The following is a 21,840-nucleotide window of genomic DNA, read 5'->3' as shown; positions in this document are numbered from 1 at the left end:
GGGGCCGGGCCGTACGCCGCCCGGAGCTGCGCCGTCAGCTCGTGTCCGGCCCGAACCGTCGCCTGTACGCCGACGGTGTGATGCCGGTCCCGCGGCGCATCAGGGTGCGCAGATGCGCGGCGGTACCGAGCCCGCTGCGTCGCGCGACCACCTCGAACCGGGACTCGCCCCGCTCGATCAACCGGCACGCGAGAGCAAGGCGCTCCCCGGTGAGCCAGGCCAGCGGAGTCGTGCCCAGTTGCGCCCGGAAGCGCCGGTGCAGTGTCGCCGGACTGACCACCGCACGGGCCGCGAGGTCCGCAACGGTGAGTGGTGAGTCCAACCGTTCCTGGGCCCAGGCCAGAACAGGCGCCAGGGACTCGTCGGGGAGGTCGGGCAGGGGACGCTCCACGAACTGCCGCTGCCCGCCGTCCCGGTGCGCGGCGAACACCAGGCGGCGGCTCACCGAGTTGGCGACCTCAGCGCCGTGGTCGCGGCGGACCACGTGCAACCCGAGATCGAGCGCGGCCGCACTCCCCGCCGCGGTGAGGATGTCACCGTCGTCCACGAACAGCACGTCCGGTTCGAGGCGGACGGCGGGGAAGCGGGCCCGGAAGGAATCCGCCCACTGCCAGTGCGCGGTGGCCCGGCGCCCGTCGAGCACTCCGGCCTCGGCCAGGGTGAAGGCTCCGCTGCAGAAGCCGACGAGCCGCGCACCGCGTGCGTGCGCCCGCCGGACCGCGTCGAGCACGGCGGGGCGGCGGGGCACCTCGACGTCCGGGCGGTTGGGGACGATCAAGGTGTCCGCCGCGTCGGCCGCTTCCAGCCCGGCCACTCCCGTGAGGGTGAAGAATCCGTCGCGCATCACGGTGCGGGGCTCCGGGGAGCAGAGTCCGAAGTCGTAGAGGTCACGGCCGATCTCCGGTCTGCGCAGACCGAAGACCTCGGTCGCGCAGCCGAGCTCGAAGGGGTTGCTGTTCTCGTCCACGATCACGACGACCCGGTGCAGGGCCGTCTGCGAGGATTCTTTCGCCATGTGCGATTCCTAGCACTCACGGCGGCCGTGCGGAACAGCGCAGGATGAGCCCGTGAGCAGCGAACCGATCTCCCTCAGCAAGGCACTGGCTTCCTTCGACACTCTGTGGAGCCCTCGTATCGTCACCCGCGTCAACGACTACGACGTCCGCGTCGCAAAGGTCGAGGGCGAACATGTCTGGCACGTCCACGACGACACCGACGAGTTCTTCCTGGTGCTCGACGGCGAGCTGCACATCTCCCTGCGCGAGCCCTCCGGGGAGCGCACGGTCCTGCTCCCCCGCGGGTCGGTCTTCACCGTCCCCCGAGGCACAGCGCACAGGCCGTACGCTCCGTCCGCCGCCGCGATCCTCCTGTTCGAGCCCACCGGGACCCCGACCGTGGGCGATCGCCACGACGAGATCCCGGACCACGTCGATTCCACGACCGGACACGCCCTCAGCACGTGACGCCGGGGCGGGTCCGGGCACCCTGTGCCGACACGACACGCCGAACCGCCGGAGAGGGCCCGGCTAGTCTGCCGCGCTCTTCCCGGAACTCGGGGGCGCGGAGCCACGGTTCGACGGCGCCCCCGGCAACCTCTCGGCCCGCAGGACCTCGACCTCGTCCCGTAGTGCGGTCAGTTCGCGGTGCAGCGCCTGGATGGCGACGATGGCCACCCCGTTGGCGTCGGTGCAGCAGATCGTCCGGTCGTTCTCCCCGACCCCGAACGCCTTCCACCAGTCCTGCGCCATGGGCCCCAGATGACGTACCTGCGGTGGGTCCCAGTGATACCGCCAGGTGCTGACCGGCAAGCGGACCACCTGCTCCAGCACCTGGTAGCCGTTGACCGGATCACCACCGCACACCGCACCCGACACGGCGTCCGAAGCCAGGCCCGCGGCAGAGGCACCCCGGGGCGGGCCCATCCTGGCCAGGGCCGATGTCAGCATCCTGACCGCCGCCCCTTTCAACCGCCCGTGGCTCATCGCTCCCAGACCACCGCGGTGACCCCGGTCTTCAGCCGGCGGTCCGAGAAGAGCAGGCTGCCCCCGCCACCGCGGTTCTCCGGGCTGTTCACCGGCAGCTGGACCATGCCGCTGCCCACCCCGCTGCCGTACGCCGTCCCACCGACCGCCCCGACCTCACGGTCCCTGTTGATCATCGTGGCGTCGTGAGCGTCGTTTCCGATCGCAAGAATGTTCGTGCTCGCCAGGGCCTGACCGCCCCACGCACCCGTACCGCCGGCCGCCGTGGCCGTCAGCACCAGCAGACGGCGGGCAACGCGCTTCGTGAACATCGGGCACCCCTTCCCCACGGGACGCCACGCGCGTCCGCGACACCCCTAACGGCCCGCGCCGCCAAAAGGCACGTACGCCCTCCGAAGGAATCGCCGGCCACGGTTCGCCGCCCCGCGATCTGCGACTGCTGCCCGTCGGGACGACAGGAGGTGAACCTGCGCCCCCTTGACCCCGAGGTGTTGGGGCACGAGGCACTTTAACGATCGGGGGTCGTGGCGATGAACAGGGCAATGAGGCAGATGAACGCGGCCATCATGGCGAAGACGGTCCACGTGAGGTGCCGGACACGTTCTTCGCTGCCCAAGCGGATGGACCGGGCGAGCGGCAGGGTCGCAACGGCGGTGTCGGCGACCATGGTGCGCAGCTGATCGCTGACGGCCGCGGGGTCTTCGAGGCCGAGCAGGCGGTGAGCCATGTGGTCGCGGGCCCAGAGCAAGCGGCTGGTGGTGGCGGGTGTGCTGGCCTCCATCTCCCAGGCGGCCTGTTCCGGCGCGAGGCCCAGGCCCTCGCAGAGCAGGAGGGCCCGACGTTGTGGCGCGGGCAGGTCCAGCAGTGTCCGGTGCGTCGCATCGGTGACGGACGCGTCGAAATCCCGGAGGGTCCAGCGGAACCGGTGCCAGGGGGAGAGAGCGTACTCGTGCGCCTTGCAGCGCACCCAGCTGACCGGGTCCGGGTCAGCGGCGACCTCGGGCCAGTTCTGCCATGCCTGGCGGAAGGCCCAGTCGACGGACTCGAACGCCAGGCTGCGGCGTCCGGTCAGCAGGTAGGTCTGTCGGGTCAGGCCGGAAGCGGTGTGGGCGTAGAGCGCGTCGAAGGCACCCTCGGGTGCGGCGCCGGTATCGGGCCGCCTCCAGGTCCCGCCGGTCGCCACCCGGGCGCTCCGGCTGCCTTCGCCCCCGTCGATCGGTACATCGCCCGCACCGATCGCAGCACTGCTCGTCCCCACTGCCGTTTCCCCTCACGTCTTGAACCACCGGGGGCGTGGACCCTGGTGGGTTCCGGCATCCCGCGTGTGCAGAATCGTCACCGCTGTGAAGCGCCATGGGTCATAACGGCCGGAGAGCCCATCGGTCGCGCCACCCAAGTGTTCGATCGGGATGTGGAAGCCGCACGGGCGGTGGGGGCGCGTCGGACGATCTCGCGCCGATGACGCGATGCCCGGCGCGTTCCGCCCTGGAGTACGAGGTGTACGGGGCGACCCGCTCGACTGACGGCAGAAGGACACCACCGTCCCGCCGCTGACGTCAGGAGGGAGGAGCCCCGTGACACGTGCGACTGTCGTGGCGCGGGCCGCCGTCCTGCTCGCCGCCTCCCTGGGGAGGGAGCAACACCGCCTCGCCGTCGAGGAAGTGATGTGCCTGGCGCGCGAGGAATTCGCCGTTCTCATCGACGCCGGGCAGGCCCGTGCCGCCCTTCACCCGCACGGATCGGCCAGTGGCCGGCCTGGACTCCACCGCCCCGAACGATCGAGGGCCGGTTTCGGATGGCTCCGAAACCGGCCCTCGATCTACGACTGTCTCCAGTCGGGACGACAGGATTTGAACCTGCGACCCCTTGACCCCCAGTCAAGTGCGCTACCAAGCTGCGCCACGTCCCGCCGCGTTTCCCTCTGGTCTCCCAGGTGGCCGCGCAGGACAAACATTACCTCACTCCGAGGACCGGATCGACGCACGCGCCTGGTGCGCTCGGGCGGCCAGACCCTCGGCTCCGCAGGTCATCGCCTGCTTCTGGGCGCGCGCAAGCTCCCGGTGCGAACCGATCGCGATGCCGTACTCGACCCGCGCGAGGGCGTGCTCGTAGGCGGAGGTGGATTTCTCCAGATGCCCGACCGCCTCGGCGAGCAGTTGCGCGGCCCGCTCCGGAGGCGCGAACAGGGCGGCGCAGCGCAGGGCCTCGCCCATGGCGGTGGGTGTGCCGAACCGTTCGGCGTGCACACGGTTGCGGGCGGCGAGGTGGGCCGCGCGGGCCGGGTCCTCGTCGGCCAGCGCCCGTGCCAGGTCGGCGGCCCAGGGAGCCCAGACGCCGTTGAAGCGTTCCCTCGCCTCCAGGGCGGCGCCCGCCGCTTCGAGTTCCGCGATCGCCTCTTTCGTACGGCCCTCCGCCAGCAGCAGCCGGCCCCGGATGCACGGACCGTCCGGCAGCACCATGGCGCTGGGGTAGGGCGGTCCGAAGTGGTAGCGGTCGGCGAAGCTGCGGGCCTCCTCGGTACGTCCCCGCGCCAGCAGCGTGTCGATGAGCAGGCAGGTCGCGTCCCAGTGGACGGGCAGTCCGGTCCCGACGCGGTCGGCGAGGCGCAGCCCTTCGCGCAGGAAGACCTCGGCCTCGGCGAGGCGGCCTCGACGGCGGTGGACCATGCCGAGCAGGGTGTGGGCGAACGCCAGGTGCGCCCCGCTCCAGCCGGAGATCTCGAAGGCCCGGACCGCTTCACCGAAGAGGCTTTCCGCGCGGTCGAGCTGATCGACGAAAGTGTAGGTGATGCCGACCATGGTGGGGAACTCGAAGCCCCACTCGGTGTCGGTCCAGCCGAGGCCGCGGGCGGGGCTGCCGTCGATCAGGGCGCGTTCGCAGAGGTCCACGACGAGCTGGGCGTTCTCACCGCGCAGCATGCCGTCGAAGGCCCGCAGGGTGAGCAGCGCCCGCTCGGCGTTGTCGCGTCCCTTGAGGTGGTCGGCGTTGCGGGTGAGCCGGCGGGAGCGGCTCGGCCCGTCCTCCTCGACGGCCTGCATGCCCTCCCACATGAAGTGCGCGGCCTGCAGCCGCATCAGTCCGGGGCCGGGTGCGGTGCGCCCGGCCTCGGCGGCCAGCGAGATCGCCGCTTCCTTGAGCTGGTTGTTGTGCGCCAGCGCGGCGGCGAGCCGGAAGGTGGCGTCGACCCGCAGGCCGTCGTCGAGGCCCGGCATGTCCAGGGCGGCGCGCAGGTGCTGGACCGTGGTGGGCGGGGAACTGAGCAGCGTCGCGCAGCCCAGCTCGTACAGCAGGACGGCCCGGTCCTTGGGGCGCGGCGGTTCCTCCAGCGCCCGTTCCAGACAGCGCCGGGCCGCTTCCGGCGCGCCGACGGCGAGGTGCTGGGCGGCGGCTTCCCGCAACTGCGCGACCAGCTCCTGGTCGTCGTCCGGGTGGACCTCCAGCAGGTGCCGGGAGGCCGCGGCGGCACCGCGGCCGGCCCGCGTGATCGCCCAGGCGGCGCGGCCGTGCATGGCGGTACGGGTGGCCGCCGGGATCGATCGGTACACCGCGGACGCGATCAGCGGATGGACGAATTCGAGCGGGTCGAAGCCGCTGACGATGCGGGCGTCGCGCAGCCGGGCCGTGCAGTCGGCGGCCTCCGCCGAACTCATGCCGGCGAGGGTGGCCGCCAGCTCCTGGGAGATGTCGGTGCCGAGGACGGCCGCCGCCCAGGCGAACCGGTTGGCGTTCGTGCCGAGCCGCTCCAGCCGGGCGACGAGTCCGCTGCCCCTGGCGGATGCGCCCAGCGCGCGCAGTTCGCCCGCCGATTCCTCCACCGGCGGCAGCTCGTGGTCCTGGACCTTGGCGACCAGTTCGACCGCCTCGTAGGGATTGCCTCCGGTGACGGCCCACACCTCGCGGCAGAACGGGTCGTCGGCGTGCTCACCGAGGGCCGCCCGGACCAGCACGGCGGTGGCGTCCGGCGTCAGGGCGCGCAGCGCGACGCGGGTCACCCTGCCCTGGCCGCCCGAGTCACGCTCGGCGGCGCGGTCCGCGATGTGGTCGGCGTTGCGCTCCGCCAGCTCCTGCGGGCGGTGCGCCTGCACCACCAGGACCGGCAGTTCACCGAGGCGGGCGGTGAACGAGGCCAGCCAGGCGAGGGATTCGCCGTCCGCCCAGTGGGCGTCGTCCACGATGAGCAGCAACGGCCGGTGGCTGAGCCGGGACGCGAGGCGGCCGACGACGAAGTCCAGGCCGTCGCGCACACCTTGCGGATCGGGCTGCGGTCCGCTCGGCTCCGCCAGCCCGAGGGCCGGGGCGGTGATCTCGTACCAGTCGCCGAACAGCGCGCGGGTCTCGTCGGGCGGGAGCTGGTCGAGGGCGGGTTGCAGCAACTGCCGTACGACGTGGAACGGTACGGAGGTGACGGTCTCGCCTCCGCGGGCGGACCACACGGTGCAGCGGTCGACGGCCATCGTCTGGATCTCGTCGAGCAGCGCGGTCTTGCCGATCCCTCCCTCTCCGCTGAAGACCAGGAGTCCTCCGACGGCCTGCGCACCGCACAGGGCGTCCACCGCCTCGGCAGCGGCGGCGAGTTCCGGTTCACGTTCGTACAACGGCCGGGACGGCTTCATGCCCACCCTTCCCACAGAGGCAGTCTTCTCGACGGTCGAGCCTAGTCGTGCGCGGGTGCTCACCGACAGAGTTCGCACGATTCCTTGCAGGTACGAGGCACAATCGAGTAGTGGACGAGATGCGCAGGGACCGCGATGCCGAAGGCCGGGCGCACAACGCGCGCCCCCGTGACGGGCTGGGGCGTCCCCTGCCGTACGGGACGCCCGGCGTCGCGCGCCAGCCGGAAGGGGTGGTGCGCACGCCTCGCCAGACGCTTCTGGAGGCTCAGCGGCTGCTGGACGCCGGGATGCCGTTCCACGCCCACGAGGTCTTCGAGGACGCCTGGAAGTCCGGGCCCGAGGACGAACGGGAGCTCTGGCGGGGCCTGGCCCAGCTCGCGGTCGGGCTGACCCATTCCGCGCGGGGCAACACCACGGGCGGCGCGCGGTTGCTGCGCCGGGGCGCGGGGGCGCTCGCCCCGTTCGCCGGGTCCGCGCCCCACGGGATCGCGGTCACCGGACTGTCGGAGTGGGCCGGGGAGTTGGCGGACCGGGTGGAGTCGGGCCCGACGGTGGACGCCGCGGCCGAGGCGCCCCGTCTGCGACGGTGAGCCGGAGTGCCGGGCCGGGGCGGAGGCGCCGGCTCCGGGAACCCTGCCCGCCCACAGCTACTACGATCCGGCTCCATGAGCACTTCTGACCAGGACCAGCACCGGGACCAGCACCCGGACCGGCGCCGCGACCGCCGCGAGAGCGGGCCGGGCGACGAGCGGGCCGACCAGGACCCGGACACCGGCACCCTCATAGCCGAGGGCGCCTCTCGGCGTGTGGGGGAGGCGGAATCCGCAGAGGTGACCGCCGCGGAGGCAGCCGACGCGGCTGGGGGCGGGGAACCGGGCCGGGAGCTGAGCGGGGACGAGGACGGTCCCGGCGCTTCCGCCGGGCAGAACGGGCGGAAGGGGCCGGAAGAGGCGGAAGAGGCGGCCACCGGGCGCGGCCGGGACGAGCCTGCCGCCCCGGACCGTGGGGACGATCCCCCTGCCCCGGAGGGCGAGGACGGGCGCGACGGTAAGAGGCTGACGCCGCGCCAGGCGCGGCGGCTGCGGATTCTGCTCTCCTCCGTGGGCATGGCGGCGATGGCTGTCGTGCTCATCCTGCGCATCGCGAGCCGGTCGTCGGTGCTGGTGGTCGGCGTCTACGGGCTCGCGCTCATCCTGTGCGGCGTGGTGATCGAGCTGAGCCGGAACGGCCGTACCCGGATGGCGAGTTGGCTGCTGGTAGCCGGGCTGCTGGCCGCCGTGGGAGCGGACTGGCTGCTGCTTCCCTGATGCCGTGTGGCCCGGCGCCGGACGGTAAGGGCGACGACGTGCGGCACCGGGCGCCTGCCCGGTCCAGCCCTCGCTGCGGATCGGCGCTTCGACCCACTTCGACCGGTCGATCAGGCTGCGTCCATGACCACTTTCCTAGTCCGTGTTCGAGGTTCTGGCTCCACCGGGGCCGTTGAGCCGTGCCGGTCCGGGACCTGGGAACGAGGGCGGGTCGGTGTGGTGGGTCGCATGCGGGGTGCAAGGGCCCGGCCGGCTTTGCCGGCGCAGCACCGGCCGGGCCCGTTCCTGCGTTCGGCCGGCTGTCTCCCGGCCGTGTCCGCGGTCTGCCGCTATCGGCTTCTGCACATCACATAGAGGTCCACGTCGATCGGCTCCCACAGGCTTCCGGCCTGGATCCACCAGCCGTCGCGGTCGGCTCCCTCACTCATCAGGCCGGGCCTGGATGCGATGAGGACGGGCTCCTGACTGTTCGCCGCGGCACCGCCGCTGGTGACCCGCCGTCCGTTGAGGCAGGTGAGGAACCCTCCTGACGGGGTGTTCTTGCTGACCTTGTAGGTCGTCCACTCATGGTCGGCGATCGGGTCGGCACAGGTCACGGCCCCCGCGACACCGACCGTGCGGTTCGACATGACACGGCCGGCCACCGTCCACGCCGTCGGTCCGGAGGCGGTGAAGCCGGACGGGTAGCTCTTGGTGAGAGAGCTTTCGGTGCCCTGGATCTCGGCCCCGCCGCCGAGGGCGGTCTTGCCTGCCGGGCAGGAGACGGTGACGGCCTGGTCGCTCGGCACCTGGACGAGGGGGGCCTGTACGACCTCATAGCCCCTGGGCAGGGACGCGCAGACCGCCCAGACGGTCACCGTGGTGGGCTTCCCGCCGAAGTTGCGGGCATTGGCGGCCCACCCCCACGCTTGCTTCTCGCCTCGGAGGACGGCGGGGAAGCTCCCGACCAGGCCGACCTCGTGGTACACGGCGTTGGGGGCCACCGCCTCCGCGCCGCCGCTGACGGCCCAGTCCCCGTCGCGGCACTCCGCGTAGACCGGCTGGTAGTCGTTGACGGTCTTCGTCGCCTTGACGATCGAGACCAGCGCCAGTGGCGGTGCCGGTGTCGTGTCGGCGGCGGCAGGCTGGGCCGGCACCGCCGCGATCAGGACCAGGCCGAGCGCGGTGGCGCACCAGCCGATCCGGGAAGCGGCCCGGGACAGGAACTGCTGAAAGCTCATGGGACCTCGATCTGTGAGAGCGCGACACATCGCGCAGCGCGATCAAGGTATTGCGGTGCGTGATCGGTTGCCCAGCGGGTGTCACCGGATCCGGTGACACCCGCTCCCGCACGCAGCCCGCGGGTCACGCCGGGACGGCACCGTCGACGGTGCGATCGGATCGCCTCCGGTACCAGCACGAACTGCGGACCGTCACCTCGGGAAAGGGGCGCGGTCAGCGGGGGCTGCCGGGGATGTTCCGCCCGTGCAGCCGTCCGCGCTGCGGGTCGAACAGATGGGCCGCCGCGCCGGACACCACCAGGCCCGCGGCGATCAGGAGCCCGTCTCCGGCCGCGATGCCGGCGCCCAGCACGGCGAGGCCGACGGAGATCCACAGCCAGGCAGTGCGGCGGCGGTATTCGCGCGGGGGGCGCGGGGTCCCGCCGGACATCGCCTCGGCGAACACGGGATCGTCGTGACGCAGCTGCTGCTCCAGCTCACGCAGCCGCTCGTCGTACTTGGGCATGGTGCCTCCCTCCCGTACGGATGTCCTGTCGGCCCCGAGGGCCCCTCGGGGCCCTGGACCTCATGGTCGTCGGGGAGGGACGCCGGGGGCCATCGGGGGTGGCACCCATATCCGGGGGTCCGCACCCTGCAGACGAGGCCGCGCGGCGGTGGCGCGGAGTCACCCGCGTCCCGCAGCGGCGATAGTGGAGGCTGTCAGCGCGCCCGTACGCCCCGCCCCTCCGAAGGAGCCGTTCGGCCTTGTCCCTGTTCTGGCGGATCTTCCTGCTCAACGCCGCCGTGCTGGTCGCGGCCGCCGCTCTGTTGCTGCTCGGGCCGGTCACCGTCTCCACCCCGGTCCTGCTGACCGAGGCCATGATCCTGACCGGCGGCATCGCCTTCATGCTCGCGGCCAACGCGGCTCTGCTCCGGCTCGGTCTCTCCCCGCTCCAGCGGGTCACCCGCGCGATGGCGACCACCGATCTGCTGCGCCCGAGCCCGCGCCCCGAAGTGGCAGGACACGGGGAGATCGCCGCGCTGATCGAGACGTTCAACACGATGCTGGACCGGCTGGAGGCCGAGCGGGCCACGAGCAGCGCCCGTGCGCTGTCCGCGCAGGAGGCCGAGCGCCGCCGTGTGGCGCAGGAGTTGCACGACGAGGTCGGGCAGACGCTGACCGCGGTCCTGCTGGAGCTGAAGCGGGTCGCCGACCACGCCCCGGACCCGCTGCGCGAGGAGTTGCGGCAGGTCCAGGAGATCACTCGGGGGTCGCTCGACGAGATCCGGCGGATCGCCCGCCGGCTGCGGCCCGGCGTGCTGGAGGAACTGGGCCTGGTGAGCGCGCTGACGGCGCTGATCACCGGGACGCCGACGCCGGACGGGCTGACGATCCGCCGGCAGATGGAGAAGGATCTGCCGGAGCTGGGCACGGCGGCCGAGCTCGTCGTCTACCGGATCGCACAGGAAGCCCTCACCAACACCGTCCGGCACGCCCGTGCCACCCGGCTCGAACTCTCGCTGCGGCGCACCCCGGGCGGGGTGGAACTCCGCATCCGCGACGACGGCCGCGGCCTCGGCGACGCTCCGGAGGGGGCCGGCCTGCGCGGTATGCGCGAGCGCGCTCTGCTGATCGGCGCCGAAATCTCCCTCGGTCCCGGCCCGCTGGGCGGCACCGAAGTCCGGCTCGACGTTCCCGTACCGAACGGAAGCACGTGATCATGCCCATCTCACCGTCCACCGCCACGCCGCCTCGGGGCGGTACCGCTCCGACCCGCATCCTGTTGGCGGACGACCACGCCCTCGTACGGCGGGGCGTCCGGCTGATCCTCGACGGAGAACCGGACCTGACGGTCGTCGCCGAGGCGGGCGACGGCGCCGAAGCCATCGAGATGGCCCGGCGGGAACGGCCCGACCTGGTCATCCTGGACATCGCCATGCCCCGGCTGACCGGACTCCAGGCGGCGCGCGAACTGTCACGGGCCATGCCGGGCCTGCGCATCCTCATGCTCACCATGTACGACAACGAGCAGTACTTCTTCGAGGCGTTGAAGGCGGGCGCGGCCGGTTACGTCCTCAAGTCGGTCGCGGACCGGGACCTGGTGGAGGCGTGCCGGGCGGCGATGCGCGACGAGCCGTTCCTCTATCCGGGCGCGGTGACCGCGCTCATCCGCGACTTCCTCGACCGGGCCAAGGACGGCAAGGGCCTGCCGGCGCGGGCCATCACGGAGCGCGAGGAGGAGATCCTCAAGCTGGTCGCCGAGGGCCACTCCTCGAAGGAGATCGCCGACCTGCTGGTCATCAGCGTCAAGACCGTGGAGCGCCACCGCGCCAACCTGCTCCAGAAGCTCGGCCTGCGCGACCGCCTGGAGCTCACCCGCTACGCGATCCGGGCCGGCCTGATCGAGCCCTGACCGGTCCGGGAGCGAGGCCGGCACCCCACCGTCCGCGAGCGCCGGGCGGGTGCGCGAACGATCTCCCGCCGGTCATTTCATGTGATTCTCAGCCGGTCCGCATAGGGTGCCCTCGTGACCCAGATGACCCCGCCCGGCTGGCACCCAGACCCCGGGCACACAGGCAAAGGCCCCGCCCCGGAACGCTGGTGGGACGGTGTGCAGTGGACCGGCCATGTCCGCGCGGCACCCGGCTCGGCGCGCCGTCGCGGGCTGCGTATCGGCGTCGGCGTGACGGTCGGCGCGGTGGTGCTCGGCGCTGTCGGCGGCGGTGTGTATCTGCTGGGAGAGGACAAGGGCGGCCGGCCGGGTACCGCGGCCTCTTCGCCGTCCGGCGTTCCCGGCCTTCCCGGCGTACCGGACGGCGACGGGAAGGACGGCGGTAAGGGCGGAACCGGCGGCGGAGAGGGCGGCGACGGGAGCGGCGGGCAGGACGGCGACGGTCAGGAGCGGGGCGCTCAGCCGCCGACCGAGCCGGGCTTCGCCACGGACGTGGCCGCCGGGATCAGCCTTCCGGTGCCCAAGGGGTGGAAGGGAACGTCCGGCATGGTCGGTGCCGGGCTGACGACGGGCGAGCACCCGTGCCCCGGAGACACCGCCGAGACCTGTGTCCGCGGCGGGGTGTTCTCGGCTCCGGCGGCGGCCGTGAAGCTCTCGGCCGAAGATCCGGAAGAGGCGGCGCGGAAGGACATCGCCGTGAACGCCAAGGAGTCCTACGGCGGCAAGAGCTACGGGAAGGTCACCTCGCACGAGGTGCTGAAGTCCGAGGCCGTCACGGTGGCGGGCGGCAAGGGCTATGTCGTGCGCTGGAAGGTGGTGACGGAGAAGGGCGACGACGGCTACGTGGAATCGCTGGTGTTCCCCTCCCCCACGTCCAAGGGCATGCTCGTCGTGGTCCGGTCCGGGTTCGACATCCACGAGGACGCCCCGAAGCTGAGCGTTCTGGACGAGATCACCGGCGGGATCAAGGCCGCGTCCGGGGGTGCGGGAGGCGCGGGCGGAGCGGCCTGACCGCACGCGGACTCACCCCGCCCCGCCGGCGGCGCACCGAACGGACCGGCGGGGTGCGGGCCGAGGACGGCCCGCACCCCGCCGGTCCGCTTTCTCAGCCGGTGATCGTTCCGGGGTCGCTGACTCCGGCCTCGCCCGTCTCGACGTGGCCGGCGAAGCGGCGCAGGAAGAGGGGGTCGCCCTCGACCGTGACGGTCACGTCGTACCAGCGCTTCCCCGCCCGCAGGTCGATGGTGCGCGACACAGTGGCGCCCGGCCGGACGGTGACGGTGTGCTCGGCTCCCCCGTACACGTCGGCGTTGACGAGGGTGAGGCGGGCCTCGGATCCGCCGGCGTTGGTGAGGGTGAGGTCGAGGTTGCCGCTCCCGCCGTTGTGGCGGGCCGTGACCTCGGGCCCGGCGGCGGAACCCCGGCTCCTGAACGTGCGGAGAAATCCGTTCGGCCCGTGGACCGTCAGGTCGTGGGCGCCGCCGGAGTAGGCGGCGTTCCAGGCGTCCGTCACCGTCCGGCCGGCCCCCGCGGTGTACGTCCACGGGGCATCGGTCCGGTTGCCGGAGGTGACATAGAACTGTGCGCCGCCCTCCGTCCCCGGACTGAAGGTGAGCGCGATCTTCCCGGTGCGCGTGTCGACCGCGGCATCGACGTACGGGGCGTACGGGAGCGGCCGCGCCGGACGGCTTCCCGGCTCCTGCTTCGGCATGGCGCCCACGGCGGGCGGGGTGGGCCGGTAGTCCGGGTGCCTCTCGCGGTCCGGCGGCTCGTAGGCGGAGGTGTCCGGCAGGTCGCCGGGGGCGGGCTCGGTGCGGGCGAAGTCGAAGGCGGAGGTCAGGTCCCCGCAGACGGCGCGCCGCCAGGGTGAGATGTTCGGTTCGCGCACCCCGAAGCGCCGCTCCATGAAGCGGAGCACCGAGGTGTGGTCGAAGGTCTCGGAGCAGACGTAACCGCCGGTGCTCCACGGCGAGACGACCAGCATCGGGACGCGCGGCCCGAGCCCGTAGACACCGGGGCCGTAGGAGGAACCGCCCGCGTACACCTCGGTGGAGGTGTCCGCGGTGGACAGGCCCCGGTCGGCGGAGGTCGGCGGACAGGGCGGGACGACGTGGTCGAAGAAGCCGTCGTTCTCGTCGTAGGTGATGAACAGGGCGGTACGGCTCCACACCTCGGGGTCGGACGTCAGCGCGTCCAGCAGTCGGGCGATGTACCAGGCGCCGTAGTTCGAGGGGAAGTTGGAGTGCTCGGTGAAGGCCTCGGGCGCGGCGACCCAGGAGATCTGCGGCAGCTTTCCGTCCCGTACGTCGGCGGCGATGCCGTCGAAGTAGTCGTCGCCCCCGGCCACGTTCGTGCCGGTGCGCGCCTTGTCGTACAGCGGGTCGCCGGGCTCGGCGTCGCGGTAGCGGTTGAAGTAGAGCAGTGAGTTGTCCCCGTAGTTGCCCCGGTAGGCGTCGTCGATCCAGCCCCAGCCGCCGGGCCCGTCCAGACCGTCGCCGATGTCCTGGTAGACCTTCCAGGACACCCCGGCCTCCTCCAGCCGTTCGGGGTACGTCGTCCACCCGTAGCCGCGCTCCTCGTTGCCGAGGACGGGCCCGCCGCCGGTTCCGTCGTTGCCGGTGTGCCCCGACCAGAGGTAGTAGCGATTGGGGTCGGTGGCCCCGATGAACGAGCAGTGGTAGGCGTCGCACACGGTGAAGCGGTCGGCGAGCGCGTAGTGGAACGGGATGTCGTCCCGCGTCAGATGGGCCATCGTCGTCGGCGTCTTGGCCGGAATCCAGCGGTCGTAACGCCCGCCGTTGTACGCCTGGTGGCCGCCCGCCCAGTCGTGGTTGAGGCCCTGGAGGAACTGCATCCCCAGGTCGTCGGCGGTCGGGTGGAACGGCAGGGTCTCCCTGCCCGCCGCGTCGGCCTGGTGCCAGACGGACTTGCCGCTCGGCAGCGTCACGGGACGTGGATCGCCGAACCCCCGTACCCCTCTGAGCGCCCCGAAGTAGTGGTCGAAGGAACGGTTCTCCTGCATCAGGACGACGATGTGCTCGACATCCTTGATCGTTCCGCTCGCGCGGTGGGCGGGGATGGCGGCGGCACGGTCGATGCTGCCCGTCAGAGCGGCGAAGCCCGCCGTCGCACCGGCTATCCGGAAGAAGCGGCGCCGATTCATATCAGCCATGTGTAAGGCCTCTTGGAGTGGGGGGACCGGGGAAGTTCGAGGAACAGAAGCGAACAGGATGTTCCAAGAGAATCCAACAGAACGGAAGAGGCCGTGACGGATCGGTGAACGGCGGCGGTACGCCGGAGCGCGCGGCGGGTGTGCACGCGAAGGGTGCGGCCGCGGTCCGTCAGGTCAACGCACGTGTCAGCCAGACCACTTCACCGTTCTCCTCCATGGAGAGGTGGTCCCGCTCGAACCCGAGCTTCTCCAGTACGCGGAGCGACGGCGTGTTCCACGTGCCGACGGTCGACCAGAGCCGCTTCCGCCCGGTCGCCACGGCGGCCTCGACCACCGCGGCGGCCGCCTCGGTGGCGTAACCGCGCCCGTGGACGCGCCGGAACAGCTCATAGGCGATCTCGGGCTCCTCCCGTGTGGTGCGGCCGATGATCAGACCGCAGTAGCCGATGAAGTCGCCCTCCTCCCGGCGCTGGATGGGCAGGAGGGCGATCCCCGTGCTCTCCGTCGTGGCGAGGAACTCCGCGATGGACGTCCGGATGCGTTCGACCGGGGGCGTCCCTTTGCCGCGTTCGGAGAGGAGGGCGCAGAACTCGGGGGCGTCGGACCCGGCCCACGGCCGGAGTACCAGGCGCTCGGTCTCCAGGTGGAACGGCATGGGCTTGTACGTGGTGGACATGGCCTCACTCTGCCCCACGCCTGCCGCGCTTCTCGCCCTCCCTCGTCCCGCACGACCTGCTCACGTGGACGGAGCGTCGACGAGCGACTTCCGCACGGGTTCGGCGAGGAGGCCGGGCTGCCCCACGAACGGGGAGCGGTCGGCCGGCCGGCTCGGGACAGAGGCCGGACGACCCGTCGGGCTCGGCCCTGATCGCTTCCCGGCGTCGTGAGGACGAAGCCTTGCCGAGTGCTGCCGCGCTCTCCCCGACGTCCGGGACGAGAGCCGCCGCCGCAACGGGCGACCGGCTCCACCAGCTCAGCGGCAGGACCGGCCCCTGCGACGGAGCGCCCCACGACCGGCTTCGCGCCGCACGAACATCACGTCACCGGGAACGACTGTTCGGCAGCGACCGGTGCGGCCGACCTGGCGGCCTGCTCGATCTTCGCGCGGTGGGCGGCACGGGCTTCCTCGTCGATCCGCTTCTCGTGTTCGGCGCGCATCCCGGTCCGGCCGTCGAGGGCCTCACGCAGGATGTCGGCGTGCCCGGTGTGCCGGATGGACTCGCCGAGCACGTGGATCATGACGGCGAACAGGTTGGGGTTGCGGTACGGCTCCGGCCACCACGGCACGTGGCCGGGGGCGTCGAGGGGAAGCTCGTCGATCGTCGCGTCCGCGTGTACCCACGTGCGCCGGTAGAACCCGATGATCTGATCGCGGGTCTCGCCGGCGGCCGCCCACAGATCGCTGCCGTCGGACTCCTGCCACGGGCACAGCGGTTCCGGGGAAGGGCGGCCGAAGACCTCGCCGAAGTACCTGGCCTCGACGGTGGCCACGTGTTTGACCAGGCCGAGGAGGTTGGTCCCGGTCGCCGTCAACGGCCGGCGGGCGTCGTATGCGGACAAGCCGTCGAGCTTCCAGAGCAGCGCCTCACGGTCCCGCCGCAGTCTCCCGTGCAGGTCGGCCTTCGCGGATTCATCGATCATGCGGCACGAGCCTGCCATGGGCTGCCCGTGGTCTCAAGATCTTGTACGGGGTCCACGCCCACCCGCGGAGCCGGGACGTGGCCAGGACAGCGGTCCGACCTGCGCCGGGCAGCTTCGAACAGTCCGCGCGACATCCCACGGCGCCTCGTTCGCCTCGCCCCGCACCGCCGGACGGGCGAGAATGCCCAGCACGAGGTGTTCGCCTGCCGCACAGCACTGGGGAGGAGACCCACCGTGAGTGAACGGCACGGGACGTGGCCCGCGCTGGACCACGACGAGCTGGCGCCGACGATCGGGTACGTGAACCGGATCACGCAGGTCGCAGGCAAGTACACCCTCGGCGCACCCTTCCAAGCCGGTTGGGGGAACATCGTCCTCGACGTCACTCCCCGCGGGCTTCGGACACCGACCTTGCGGGGGTCGGACGTGACCTTCTCGGTGCACCACCGTCTGCTCGACGGCGATGTGGTCATCGAGGCCGATACGGGGACGCGGACCGTTTCCCTGGCCGAGAGATCCGTCGCCTCCTTCTACCGAGCGTTCTGCGACACGGCGGCCGAGCTGGGCATCGATCGGCCACGCACCACGCTGATCTGTGAGATCGAGGGCTCGGCGCGCACCTTTCAGGACGATCACACCGAGCACACCTGGAATCCCCGAGCGGCTCGGCGGATGTGGGAGGCGTGGAACCTCGCGTCCAGGGGGCTCGAAGCCTGGCAGGCGCCCTTCCTCGGCAACCACCCACGGGTAGGCGTGATGTGGGGCGGCTTCGACCTGTCGGCGACGCGGCACAGGGCGCAGCCCACCAGGCCGAGGTCCGACCTGCCGCCGTTCCAGCAGAACGGCGAGCTGAACGCCTACGTGTCCGTGGGGTTCGCCTTCGGGAACGCGGGATCACCGAGTTCCGGACTGTACGCCTATATCTGGCCCCAGCCGGACGGACTGGAGAGCCGGTCCTGGGGCGTCGCCGGGGCGGCCTGACATCCCGACGCGGGGCTGGTACGTCTGCCGTGGGACGAACTCGGGCGGACAGCCGACCCGCAGAAGGCCATCGTGGCGTTCGGTGACGCCGTGTACGACGCGGCCGTCGCCCTGGCGGGATGGCCTTCCGACCTCGTCGGGCCCCGCGTCGACGGCTGGTACATGAGCCGGACCCCTGCGGAAGCCGTCGCACGCCCCCCGCACCGTTGAGCGGAACCCGGCCGCCTCCCGCGCCTCGTGCCAGGACGACGCTCCCGGCCCGCTCCGGCGTGCTGCGCCTATCGCACTCGCTGCCGAGCCCCATCGGCATGGCCCGCCGGCCCCCTGCCCCGGCCGAGGGCGCCGACCCCTCACCCGGCCCCCGCGAACGATCGAGGTCGGTGCACAGCGACGACCGTCGCCCGATCAGGCCGGATCGTCCGGGCGGGGCCGTTTCCCGGATGCCTCCTGGCGCATCCTTGCGGCGAGGGCCAGGAAGACCGAAACATTCTGGATCATCTCCACGGGGAGCCTGGCCCACGGCTTTCCGTCGCCGTGCCGATGGATCTCCAGCCAGCCGTGTTTCATCGTGATCCGGTCGACCTCCCGCCAGCCGAGCCGGTGGTCGAGGTACCCGAGACCATCGGGATCGAGGTGGGCTCCGAAGAAGTCGACCCGTTCGCCCGCCTTCAGCCGGTCCCTGTCCTGCGGCAGCCGTACGCGCGTGAACGCCTTGTCCAGTTCGTCGATGAACCGTGCGGCCCCTTGGTACGCGTCGGTCACCGTCATCTCCGTGCCCTCACGGGGGCGCACCCGGAGTTCGTGTGTGGTGACGCTGATGATCCCGTTCGTCACTGTGGTGCTGCTCCGCCGGATGCCGTCGATCTCGTCCCATGAGTACGCCTCCGGCACGTGCCCGGCCACCTCCCGGACGATGCCGTGCTGGTAGCGACCCACCCAGACCTGGGCCTGCCGTCTCGTGAGCGCGAGGAAGAGGAAATACCCGGCCGCGGCGACCACGGCGGCCCCCACGATGAGCAGAGGCAGTCCGTGGTACCAGGCACCGTGGCTCCGCCGGCCTTCCACCGCGGACGACATCCCCAGCCAGAGCATGGGCAGTCCGACCAAGGCCGGCAGCAGCACCACGATCCACGGAAAGCGCTTGGGCTCCGTCCACACCAGCCCCTGGCGCGAACCGAGTTCGAAGTCCCGCGCGACTCTGCTCATGGCGGGTGGAACAGGAGTGGAAACACGATCCGTCACGGGCCCCCCACGACCAGACAGCGGAGGGCCAGTATCGGGGAGGAGGGCGTCGGCGGGAAGAGCACCCGACCCGGCGCGGGAAGCACGACAAGGAGGAGTACGCCGTCCGCTTCACGAGACTTCCGACGACGGCCCGGGGCGTGGAAGGGCGAAGCTCAGCGGTGGTGGCCGAAGCCCCGCCGGAGTGCAGACGGCGCACACGGCGGCCGACAGCTCTGTGGATGAACGGGGCGCGGGCGCGCGGGCGGGTTCCGGGGCCTGGTCGCGGCCGCCGTCACGGTATTGCCCAGGAGCTCCGGTGCCCGGGACCGTGGTGGGATGGTCGATACCCATGCACGTAGGTACCTGCTGGTGGTCCGCAGGATGTTCTGGGCAGGCATCCTGTTCTTCGGCCTCGGTCTGGCCGCCGGATGGTCCGCCAGGAGCCACCGGGCGACCTCGTGGGACTGCGATCCGACGTGCCGGCCCTCGCCCGACGCGACGTGGGACGCCATCGCCGACACGGCCCTGGTGTCCGTCGTCCTCGGGACCGCCCTCGCCGTAGCCGCTTTCCTGATGATCATGCTCCGCCGGCCTCGCTCCCTTCCGGACGACGACAAGTCGTAACCCCCGTACGACAAGGCCGACCCGCGCCGGCCCTGCCGGCCACGCGGGAGCCCCCGGCCCGGGCCCCGGATCAGGCAACCAGCAGCCGAGCGACCGGCGGGCAGAAGCTCCACGAGCAGGCCGAGGACGAACTCCCCGCCCCCGCACCACCCGGCGCGTCCTGTCCGCCGGCCCCGATCCGGATTCCCGTCGTGTTCACGGGCCCGAGGCTATGCGAGCACGGCGGCGACCAGTACCGCCGGCTCCGCCGAACGCGCCGCCTCGACGCACAACGGTGCGCCGCCCTCACGGGCGGGCCGCCTCAGCGTCTGGAAGAGCGAGCAGCTGGGCCCGGTGGCGACGTACGGCGCGGGCTTCACCCTGGACCGCTACGCGCAGGACACGGCGGTCCGGCAGACTCGCGGCCAGGGCGTCGGCGGCACCTGGTTCCCGGCCGCGCCCGACGGCACGAAGCAACTCACCATCGACTGCCGGCCGCTCCCCTGGTTCACCGGCGACGAGAAGCCGGGCGACACCAACGGCCAGGGCGTGAACGGCACGTGGTTCGCTGTTCGACCGGACGGAAAGCTGCCGAGATGGCCGCAGGCCCGGCCGGCCCCTCACCCGGCCCGCCGCCCTGGTCAAGGCCGCTGGTCCCCAACTGGTCCCCAAAAACGATCAAGGGCCGGTTTCGGATTGCTCCGAAACCGGCCCAGATCTACGACTGTCTCCAGTCGGGACGACAGGATTTGAACCTGCGACCCCTTGACCCCCAGTCAAGTGCGCTACCAAGCTGCGCCACGTCCCGATGCCCGCCTGACCTGGGGTTTACCCCGGCCGAACGCGCATGAGAACAATACCGCACTCCAGCGGGTGGTCACCAACACCATTCCGCGCTTGACCTCAACCATGGTTGACGTTGAACGCTCGGTGTCATGACGAACACCGCCGCCGAACCGACGACCCACGACCGCCACGCCACCTCCGCACCCAGCCCTGCGCCCGGCCCCGGTTTCCGGGACCTGCCCCGGTTGATCGCCCTGATGGCCGGGGACGAGAAGCACGCCCCAGCCGCCCACTCCACGCTCGACGCCCTCTGGGTCCTCTACAACCGGGTGCTCCGCGTCACACCGGACACGGTCGACGATCCCGGGCGGGACCGCTTCCTGCTGTCCAAGGGGCACGGACCGATGGCCTACTACGCCGTTCTCGCCGCGCACGGCTTCTTCGACGAGGGGCTGCTCCCCGGCTTCGGGACGTACGACTCACCGCTGGGCCACCACCCGGACCGGGTGCTCGTGCCGGGGGCGGAGGTCGGCAGCGGCTCCCTGGGCCACGGGCTGCCGATCGCCGTGGGGACCGCGCTGGGGCTGCGCGCCCGGGGGCTCACCGACCCGCGCGTGTGGGTCCTGATCGGCGACGCCGAACTGGACGAGGGCAGCAATCACGAGGCCATCGCCCACGCGGGCCCGGCCGGGCTCGATCAGCTGCACACGCTGGTGATCGACAACGCGTCCGCCACCCACGGCTGGCCCGGCGGGATCGCCTCCCGGTTCACTGCCGCCGGGTGGGCCGCGGAGACGGTGGACGGCCGCGACCACGACGCCCTGTACGCCGCGTTCACCACACCCCATCCGGGAAGGCCGCTGGCCGTCGTGGCCCGCGTCGCGCCCAAGAGCTGACCTCGTCGACCTCGTACACCCCCATCGCTCCACCGCCCGGCGCCGATTCGTACGCCGCGCACCCTCGGGAGGGAACCCCATGGACACCATGCGTGACCGATTCATCAGCACCACCTCACGGCTCCTGGACGAGCAGTCCCGGCTGGCCGTCGTCCTCGCCGACATCAGCACCGACGGCTTCGCCTCGGCCCGCCGCACCCACCCCGACCGCGTGATCAACGTCGGCATCCGGGAGCAGCTGCTCGTCGGGGCCGGCGCGGGCCTGGCGCTGGCGGGCATGCGGCCGGTCGTGCACACCTTCGCCAGCTTCCTGGTCGAGCGCCCGTTCGAGCAGGTCAAGCTGGACTTCGGGCATCAAGGGATCGGCGGAGTCCTGGTCAGCGCCGGCGGCTCGTACGACTGGCCGGCCGGGGGCTTCACGCACATGGCTCCCGGCGACGTCGCCCTCCTGGACACACTCGACGGCTGGACCGTCCACGTGCCGGGGCACCCTGACGAGGCCGAGGCGCTGCTGCGGGACGCGGTCGCCGGGGAGGACCGGGTGTACGTACGGCTCTCCCTCCAGGCGAACAGCGAGGCGCGCCCGGTGAGCGGCACGGACGGATTCACCGTGGTGCGCGAGGGCCGGCGGGGAACCGTGATCGCGGTCGGCCCGATGCTCGACAACGTCCTCGCCGCCACCGAAGGGCTCGACCTGACCGTGCTGTACGCGACGACCGTGCGGCCGTTCGACGCGGCGGGGGTACGCCGGGCCGCCGGCGCGACGACGGCCGCGGACGTGGTGCTCGTGGAACCGTATCTGGCGGGCACCTCCGCCACGGCTGCGGGCGAAGCACTCGTGGACCGGCCCCACCGGGTGCTCGGACTGGGGGTGGGCCGCGCCGAGCTGCGCCGGTACGGGGGGATGACGGAACACCTCAGGGCGCACGGTCTGGACCCCGTGGGCCTGCGGGAGCGGATCACCGGGTTCCTGCGCCCCTGAA

22 protein-coding genes, 2 tRNA genes and 1 pseudogene are annotated in these 21,840 nt (G+C 71.9%); 11 read left to right on the top strand and 14 right to left on the bottom strand.

Translation table 11 applies throughout. The annotated features are described in order from the left end of the window. Positions 1–34: 34 nt before the first annotated feature. On the bottom strand, positions 35–1,015 hold the full coding sequence (locus tag QFZ71_RS28065) for a GlxA family transcriptional regulator (protein ID WP_307670949.1): 981 nt from the start codon (positions 1,013–1,015) through the stop codon (positions 35–37). Between the two features lie 52 nt (positions 1,016–1,067). Here QFZ71_RS28065 and QFZ71_RS28060 point away from each other — a divergent pair, with 52 nt between their 5' ends. Continuing rightward, entirely contained in the window at positions 1,068–1,463 is a 396-nt protein-coding gene (locus QFZ71_RS28060) for a cupin domain-containing protein (RefSeq protein WP_307670948.1), read from the top strand. Positions 1,464–1,526: 63 nt separating this feature from the next. Here the strand turns inward: QFZ71_RS28060 and QFZ71_RS28055 are convergent, their stop codons facing one another. From QFZ71_RS28055 to QFZ71_RS28035, 5 genes are all read right to left on the bottom strand, one after another. Next, on the bottom strand, positions 1,527–1,946 hold the full coding sequence (locus tag QFZ71_RS28055) for a tail fiber domain-containing protein (RefSeq protein WP_307670947.1): 420 nt from the start codon (positions 1,944–1,946) through the stop codon (positions 1,527–1,529). A gap of 32 nt (positions 1,947–1,978) precedes the next feature. Next, complete coding sequence (locus QFZ71_RS28050) at positions 1,979–2,293, bottom strand: hypothetical protein (RefSeq protein WP_307670946.1); 315 nt, start codon at positions 2,291–2,293, stop codon at positions 1,979–1,981. Positions 2,294–2,490: 197 nt separating this feature from the next. Further along, positions 2,491–3,240, bottom strand: a complete 750-nt coding sequence (locus tag QFZ71_RS28045; protein WP_307670945.1) for an RNA polymerase subunit sigma-70 — start codon at positions 3,238–3,240, stop codon at positions 2,491–2,493. Positions 3,241–3,817: 577 nt separating this feature from the next. Next, positions 3,818–3,891, bottom strand: a tRNA-Pro gene (locus QFZ71_RS28040). A 49-nt stretch (positions 3,892–3,940) separates the two neighbouring features. Further along, the gene (locus tag QFZ71_RS28035; RefSeq protein ID WP_307670944.1) at positions 3,941–6,595 is read right to left on the bottom strand and encodes an AAA family ATPase; all 2,655 of its coding nucleotides are present in this window, start codon (positions 6,593–6,595) and stop codon (positions 3,941–3,943) included. 110 nt (positions 6,596–6,705) lie between these two features. Here QFZ71_RS28035 and QFZ71_RS28030 point away from each other — a divergent pair, with 110 nt between their 5' ends. Together QFZ71_RS28030 and QFZ71_RS28025 are read left to right on the top strand one after the other, a co-directional pair. Next, on the top strand, positions 6,706–7,185 hold the full coding sequence (locus QFZ71_RS28030; protein ID WP_307670943.1) for a DUF309 domain-containing protein: 480 nt from the start codon (positions 6,706–6,708) through the stop codon (positions 7,183–7,185). Between the two features lie 75 nt (positions 7,186–7,260). Further along, complete coding sequence (locus QFZ71_RS28025; protein ID WP_373465164.1) at positions 7,261–7,902, top strand: hypothetical protein; 642 nt, start codon at positions 7,261–7,263, stop codon at positions 7,900–7,902. A gap of 329 nt (positions 7,903–8,231) precedes the next feature. Here QFZ71_RS28025 and QFZ71_RS28020 read toward each other — a convergent pair whose 3' ends face one another. Both QFZ71_RS28020 and QFZ71_RS28015 read right to left on the bottom strand, forming a co-directional pair. Beyond that, positions 8,232–9,122 (bottom strand): hypothetical protein, encoded by an 891-nt coding sequence (locus QFZ71_RS28020; RefSeq protein ID WP_307670942.1) that lies wholly within the window; start codon positions 9,120–9,122, stop codon positions 8,232–8,234. 214 nt (positions 9,123–9,336) lie between these two features. After that, positions 9,337–9,627, bottom strand: a complete 291-nt coding sequence (locus tag QFZ71_RS28015; protein ID WP_307670941.1) for a DUF3040 domain-containing protein — start codon at positions 9,625–9,627, stop codon at positions 9,337–9,339. A gap of 239 nt (positions 9,628–9,866) precedes the next feature. Between QFZ71_RS28015 and QFZ71_RS28010 the strand changes: the two genes are divergently transcribed. The 3 genes from QFZ71_RS28010 to QFZ71_RS28000 all read left to right on the top strand — a co-directional run bounded on the left by QFZ71_RS28010 (position 9,867) and on the right by QFZ71_RS28000 (position 12,565). Further along, positions 9,867–10,820, top strand: a complete 954-nt coding sequence (locus tag QFZ71_RS28010; RefSeq protein ID WP_307670940.1) for a HAMP domain-containing sensor histidine kinase — start codon at positions 9,867–9,869, stop codon at positions 10,818–10,820. 2 nt (positions 10,821–10,822) lie between these two features. Then, the gene (locus QFZ71_RS28005) at positions 10,823–11,515 is read left to right on the top strand and encodes a response regulator transcription factor (protein WP_307670939.1); all 693 of its coding nucleotides are present in this window, start codon (positions 10,823–10,825) and stop codon (positions 11,513–11,515) included. A gap of 114 nt (positions 11,516–11,629) precedes the next feature. Next, a complete protein-coding gene (locus QFZ71_RS28000; RefSeq protein WP_307670938.1) occupies positions 11,630–12,565 on the top strand; it encodes a DUF2510 domain-containing protein in 936 nt (311 codons plus the stop codon). 94 nt (positions 12,566–12,659) lie between these two features. On the opposite strand, the gene QFZ71_RS27995 is transcribed toward QFZ71_RS28000, so the two are convergent. From QFZ71_RS27995 to QFZ71_RS27985, 3 genes are all read right to left on the bottom strand, one after another. Beyond that, positions 12,660–14,726 carry a phosphocholine-specific phospholipase C gene (locus tag QFZ71_RS27995; RefSeq protein ID WP_307670937.1) on the bottom strand — a complete coding sequence of 689 codons (2,067 nt, stop codon included), beginning with the start codon at positions 14,724–14,726 and terminating at the stop codon, positions 12,660–12,662. Between the two features lie 169 nt (positions 14,727–14,895). Next, positions 14,896–15,402: a GNAT family N-acetyltransferase gene (locus QFZ71_RS27990; RefSeq protein ID WP_307670936.1), complete on the bottom strand. Its 507-nt coding sequence runs from the start codon at positions 15,400–15,402 to the stop codon at positions 14,896–14,898. Between the two features lie 359 nt (positions 15,403–15,761). Continuing rightward, positions 15,762–16,367 (bottom strand): DinB family protein, encoded by a 606-nt coding sequence (locus QFZ71_RS27985; RefSeq protein WP_307670935.1) that lies wholly within the window; start codon positions 16,365–16,367, stop codon positions 15,762–15,764. Here QFZ71_RS27985 and QFZ71_RS27980 point away from each other — a divergent pair. Beyond that, positions 16,335–17,558, top strand: a pseudogene (locus tag QFZ71_RS27980) (DUF5996 family protein). The gene QFZ71_RS27985 and the pseudogene QFZ71_RS27980 overlap by 33 nt on opposite strands. A gap of 195 nt (positions 17,559–17,753) precedes the next feature. Here QFZ71_RS27980 and QFZ71_RS27975 read toward each other — a convergent pair. After that, positions 17,754–18,554, bottom strand: a complete 801-nt coding sequence (locus tag QFZ71_RS27975; RefSeq protein WP_307670934.1) for a DUF6585 family protein — start codon at positions 18,552–18,554, stop codon at positions 17,754–17,756. Positions 18,555–18,908: 354 nt separating this feature from the next. On the opposite strand from QFZ71_RS27975, the gene QFZ71_RS27970 reads away from it, so the two are divergent. Next, complete coding sequence (locus tag QFZ71_RS27970) at positions 18,909–19,196, top strand: hypothetical protein (protein ID WP_307670933.1); 288 nt, start codon at positions 18,909–18,911, stop codon at positions 19,194–19,196. A 209-nt stretch (positions 19,197–19,405) separates the two neighbouring features. Here the strand turns inward: QFZ71_RS27970 and QFZ71_RS27965 are convergent, their stop codons facing one another. After that, complete coding sequence (locus QFZ71_RS27965) at positions 19,406–19,555, bottom strand: hypothetical protein (protein ID WP_307670932.1); 150 nt, start codon at positions 19,553–19,555, stop codon at positions 19,406–19,408. Here QFZ71_RS27965 and QFZ71_RS30545 point away from each other — a divergent pair. Continuing rightward, positions 19,530–19,928: a hypothetical protein gene (locus QFZ71_RS30545; protein WP_373465163.1), complete on the top strand. Its 399-nt coding sequence runs from the start codon at positions 19,530–19,532 to the stop codon at positions 19,926–19,928. The genes QFZ71_RS27965 and QFZ71_RS30545 overlap by 26 nt on opposite strands. Here QFZ71_RS30545 and QFZ71_RS27960 read toward each other — a convergent pair. Next, positions 19,910–19,983, bottom strand: a tRNA-Pro gene (locus QFZ71_RS27960). The genes QFZ71_RS30545 and QFZ71_RS27960 overlap by 19 nt on opposite strands. 127 nt (positions 19,984–20,110) lie before the next feature. Here QFZ71_RS27960 and QFZ71_RS27955 point away from each other — a divergent pair. After that, entirely contained in the window at positions 20,111–20,857 is a 747-nt protein-coding gene (locus QFZ71_RS27955; protein WP_373465162.1) for a transketolase, read from the top strand. A gap of 79 nt (positions 20,858–20,936) precedes the next feature. Further along, entirely contained in the window at positions 20,937–21,839 is a 903-nt protein-coding gene (locus QFZ71_RS27950; protein ID WP_307670931.1) for a transketolase family protein, read from the top strand. Position 21,840 lies beyond the last annotated feature (1 nt).

Origin of the sequence: Streptomyces sp. V2I9, assembly GCF_030817475.1 — a bacterium.
Lineage (GTDB): Bacteria > Actinomycetota > Actinomycetes > Streptomycetales > Streptomycetaceae > Streptomyces.
Note: the sequence above shows the minus strand (reverse complement) of the source record. Positions and strands in the feature narration are given on the sequence as shown.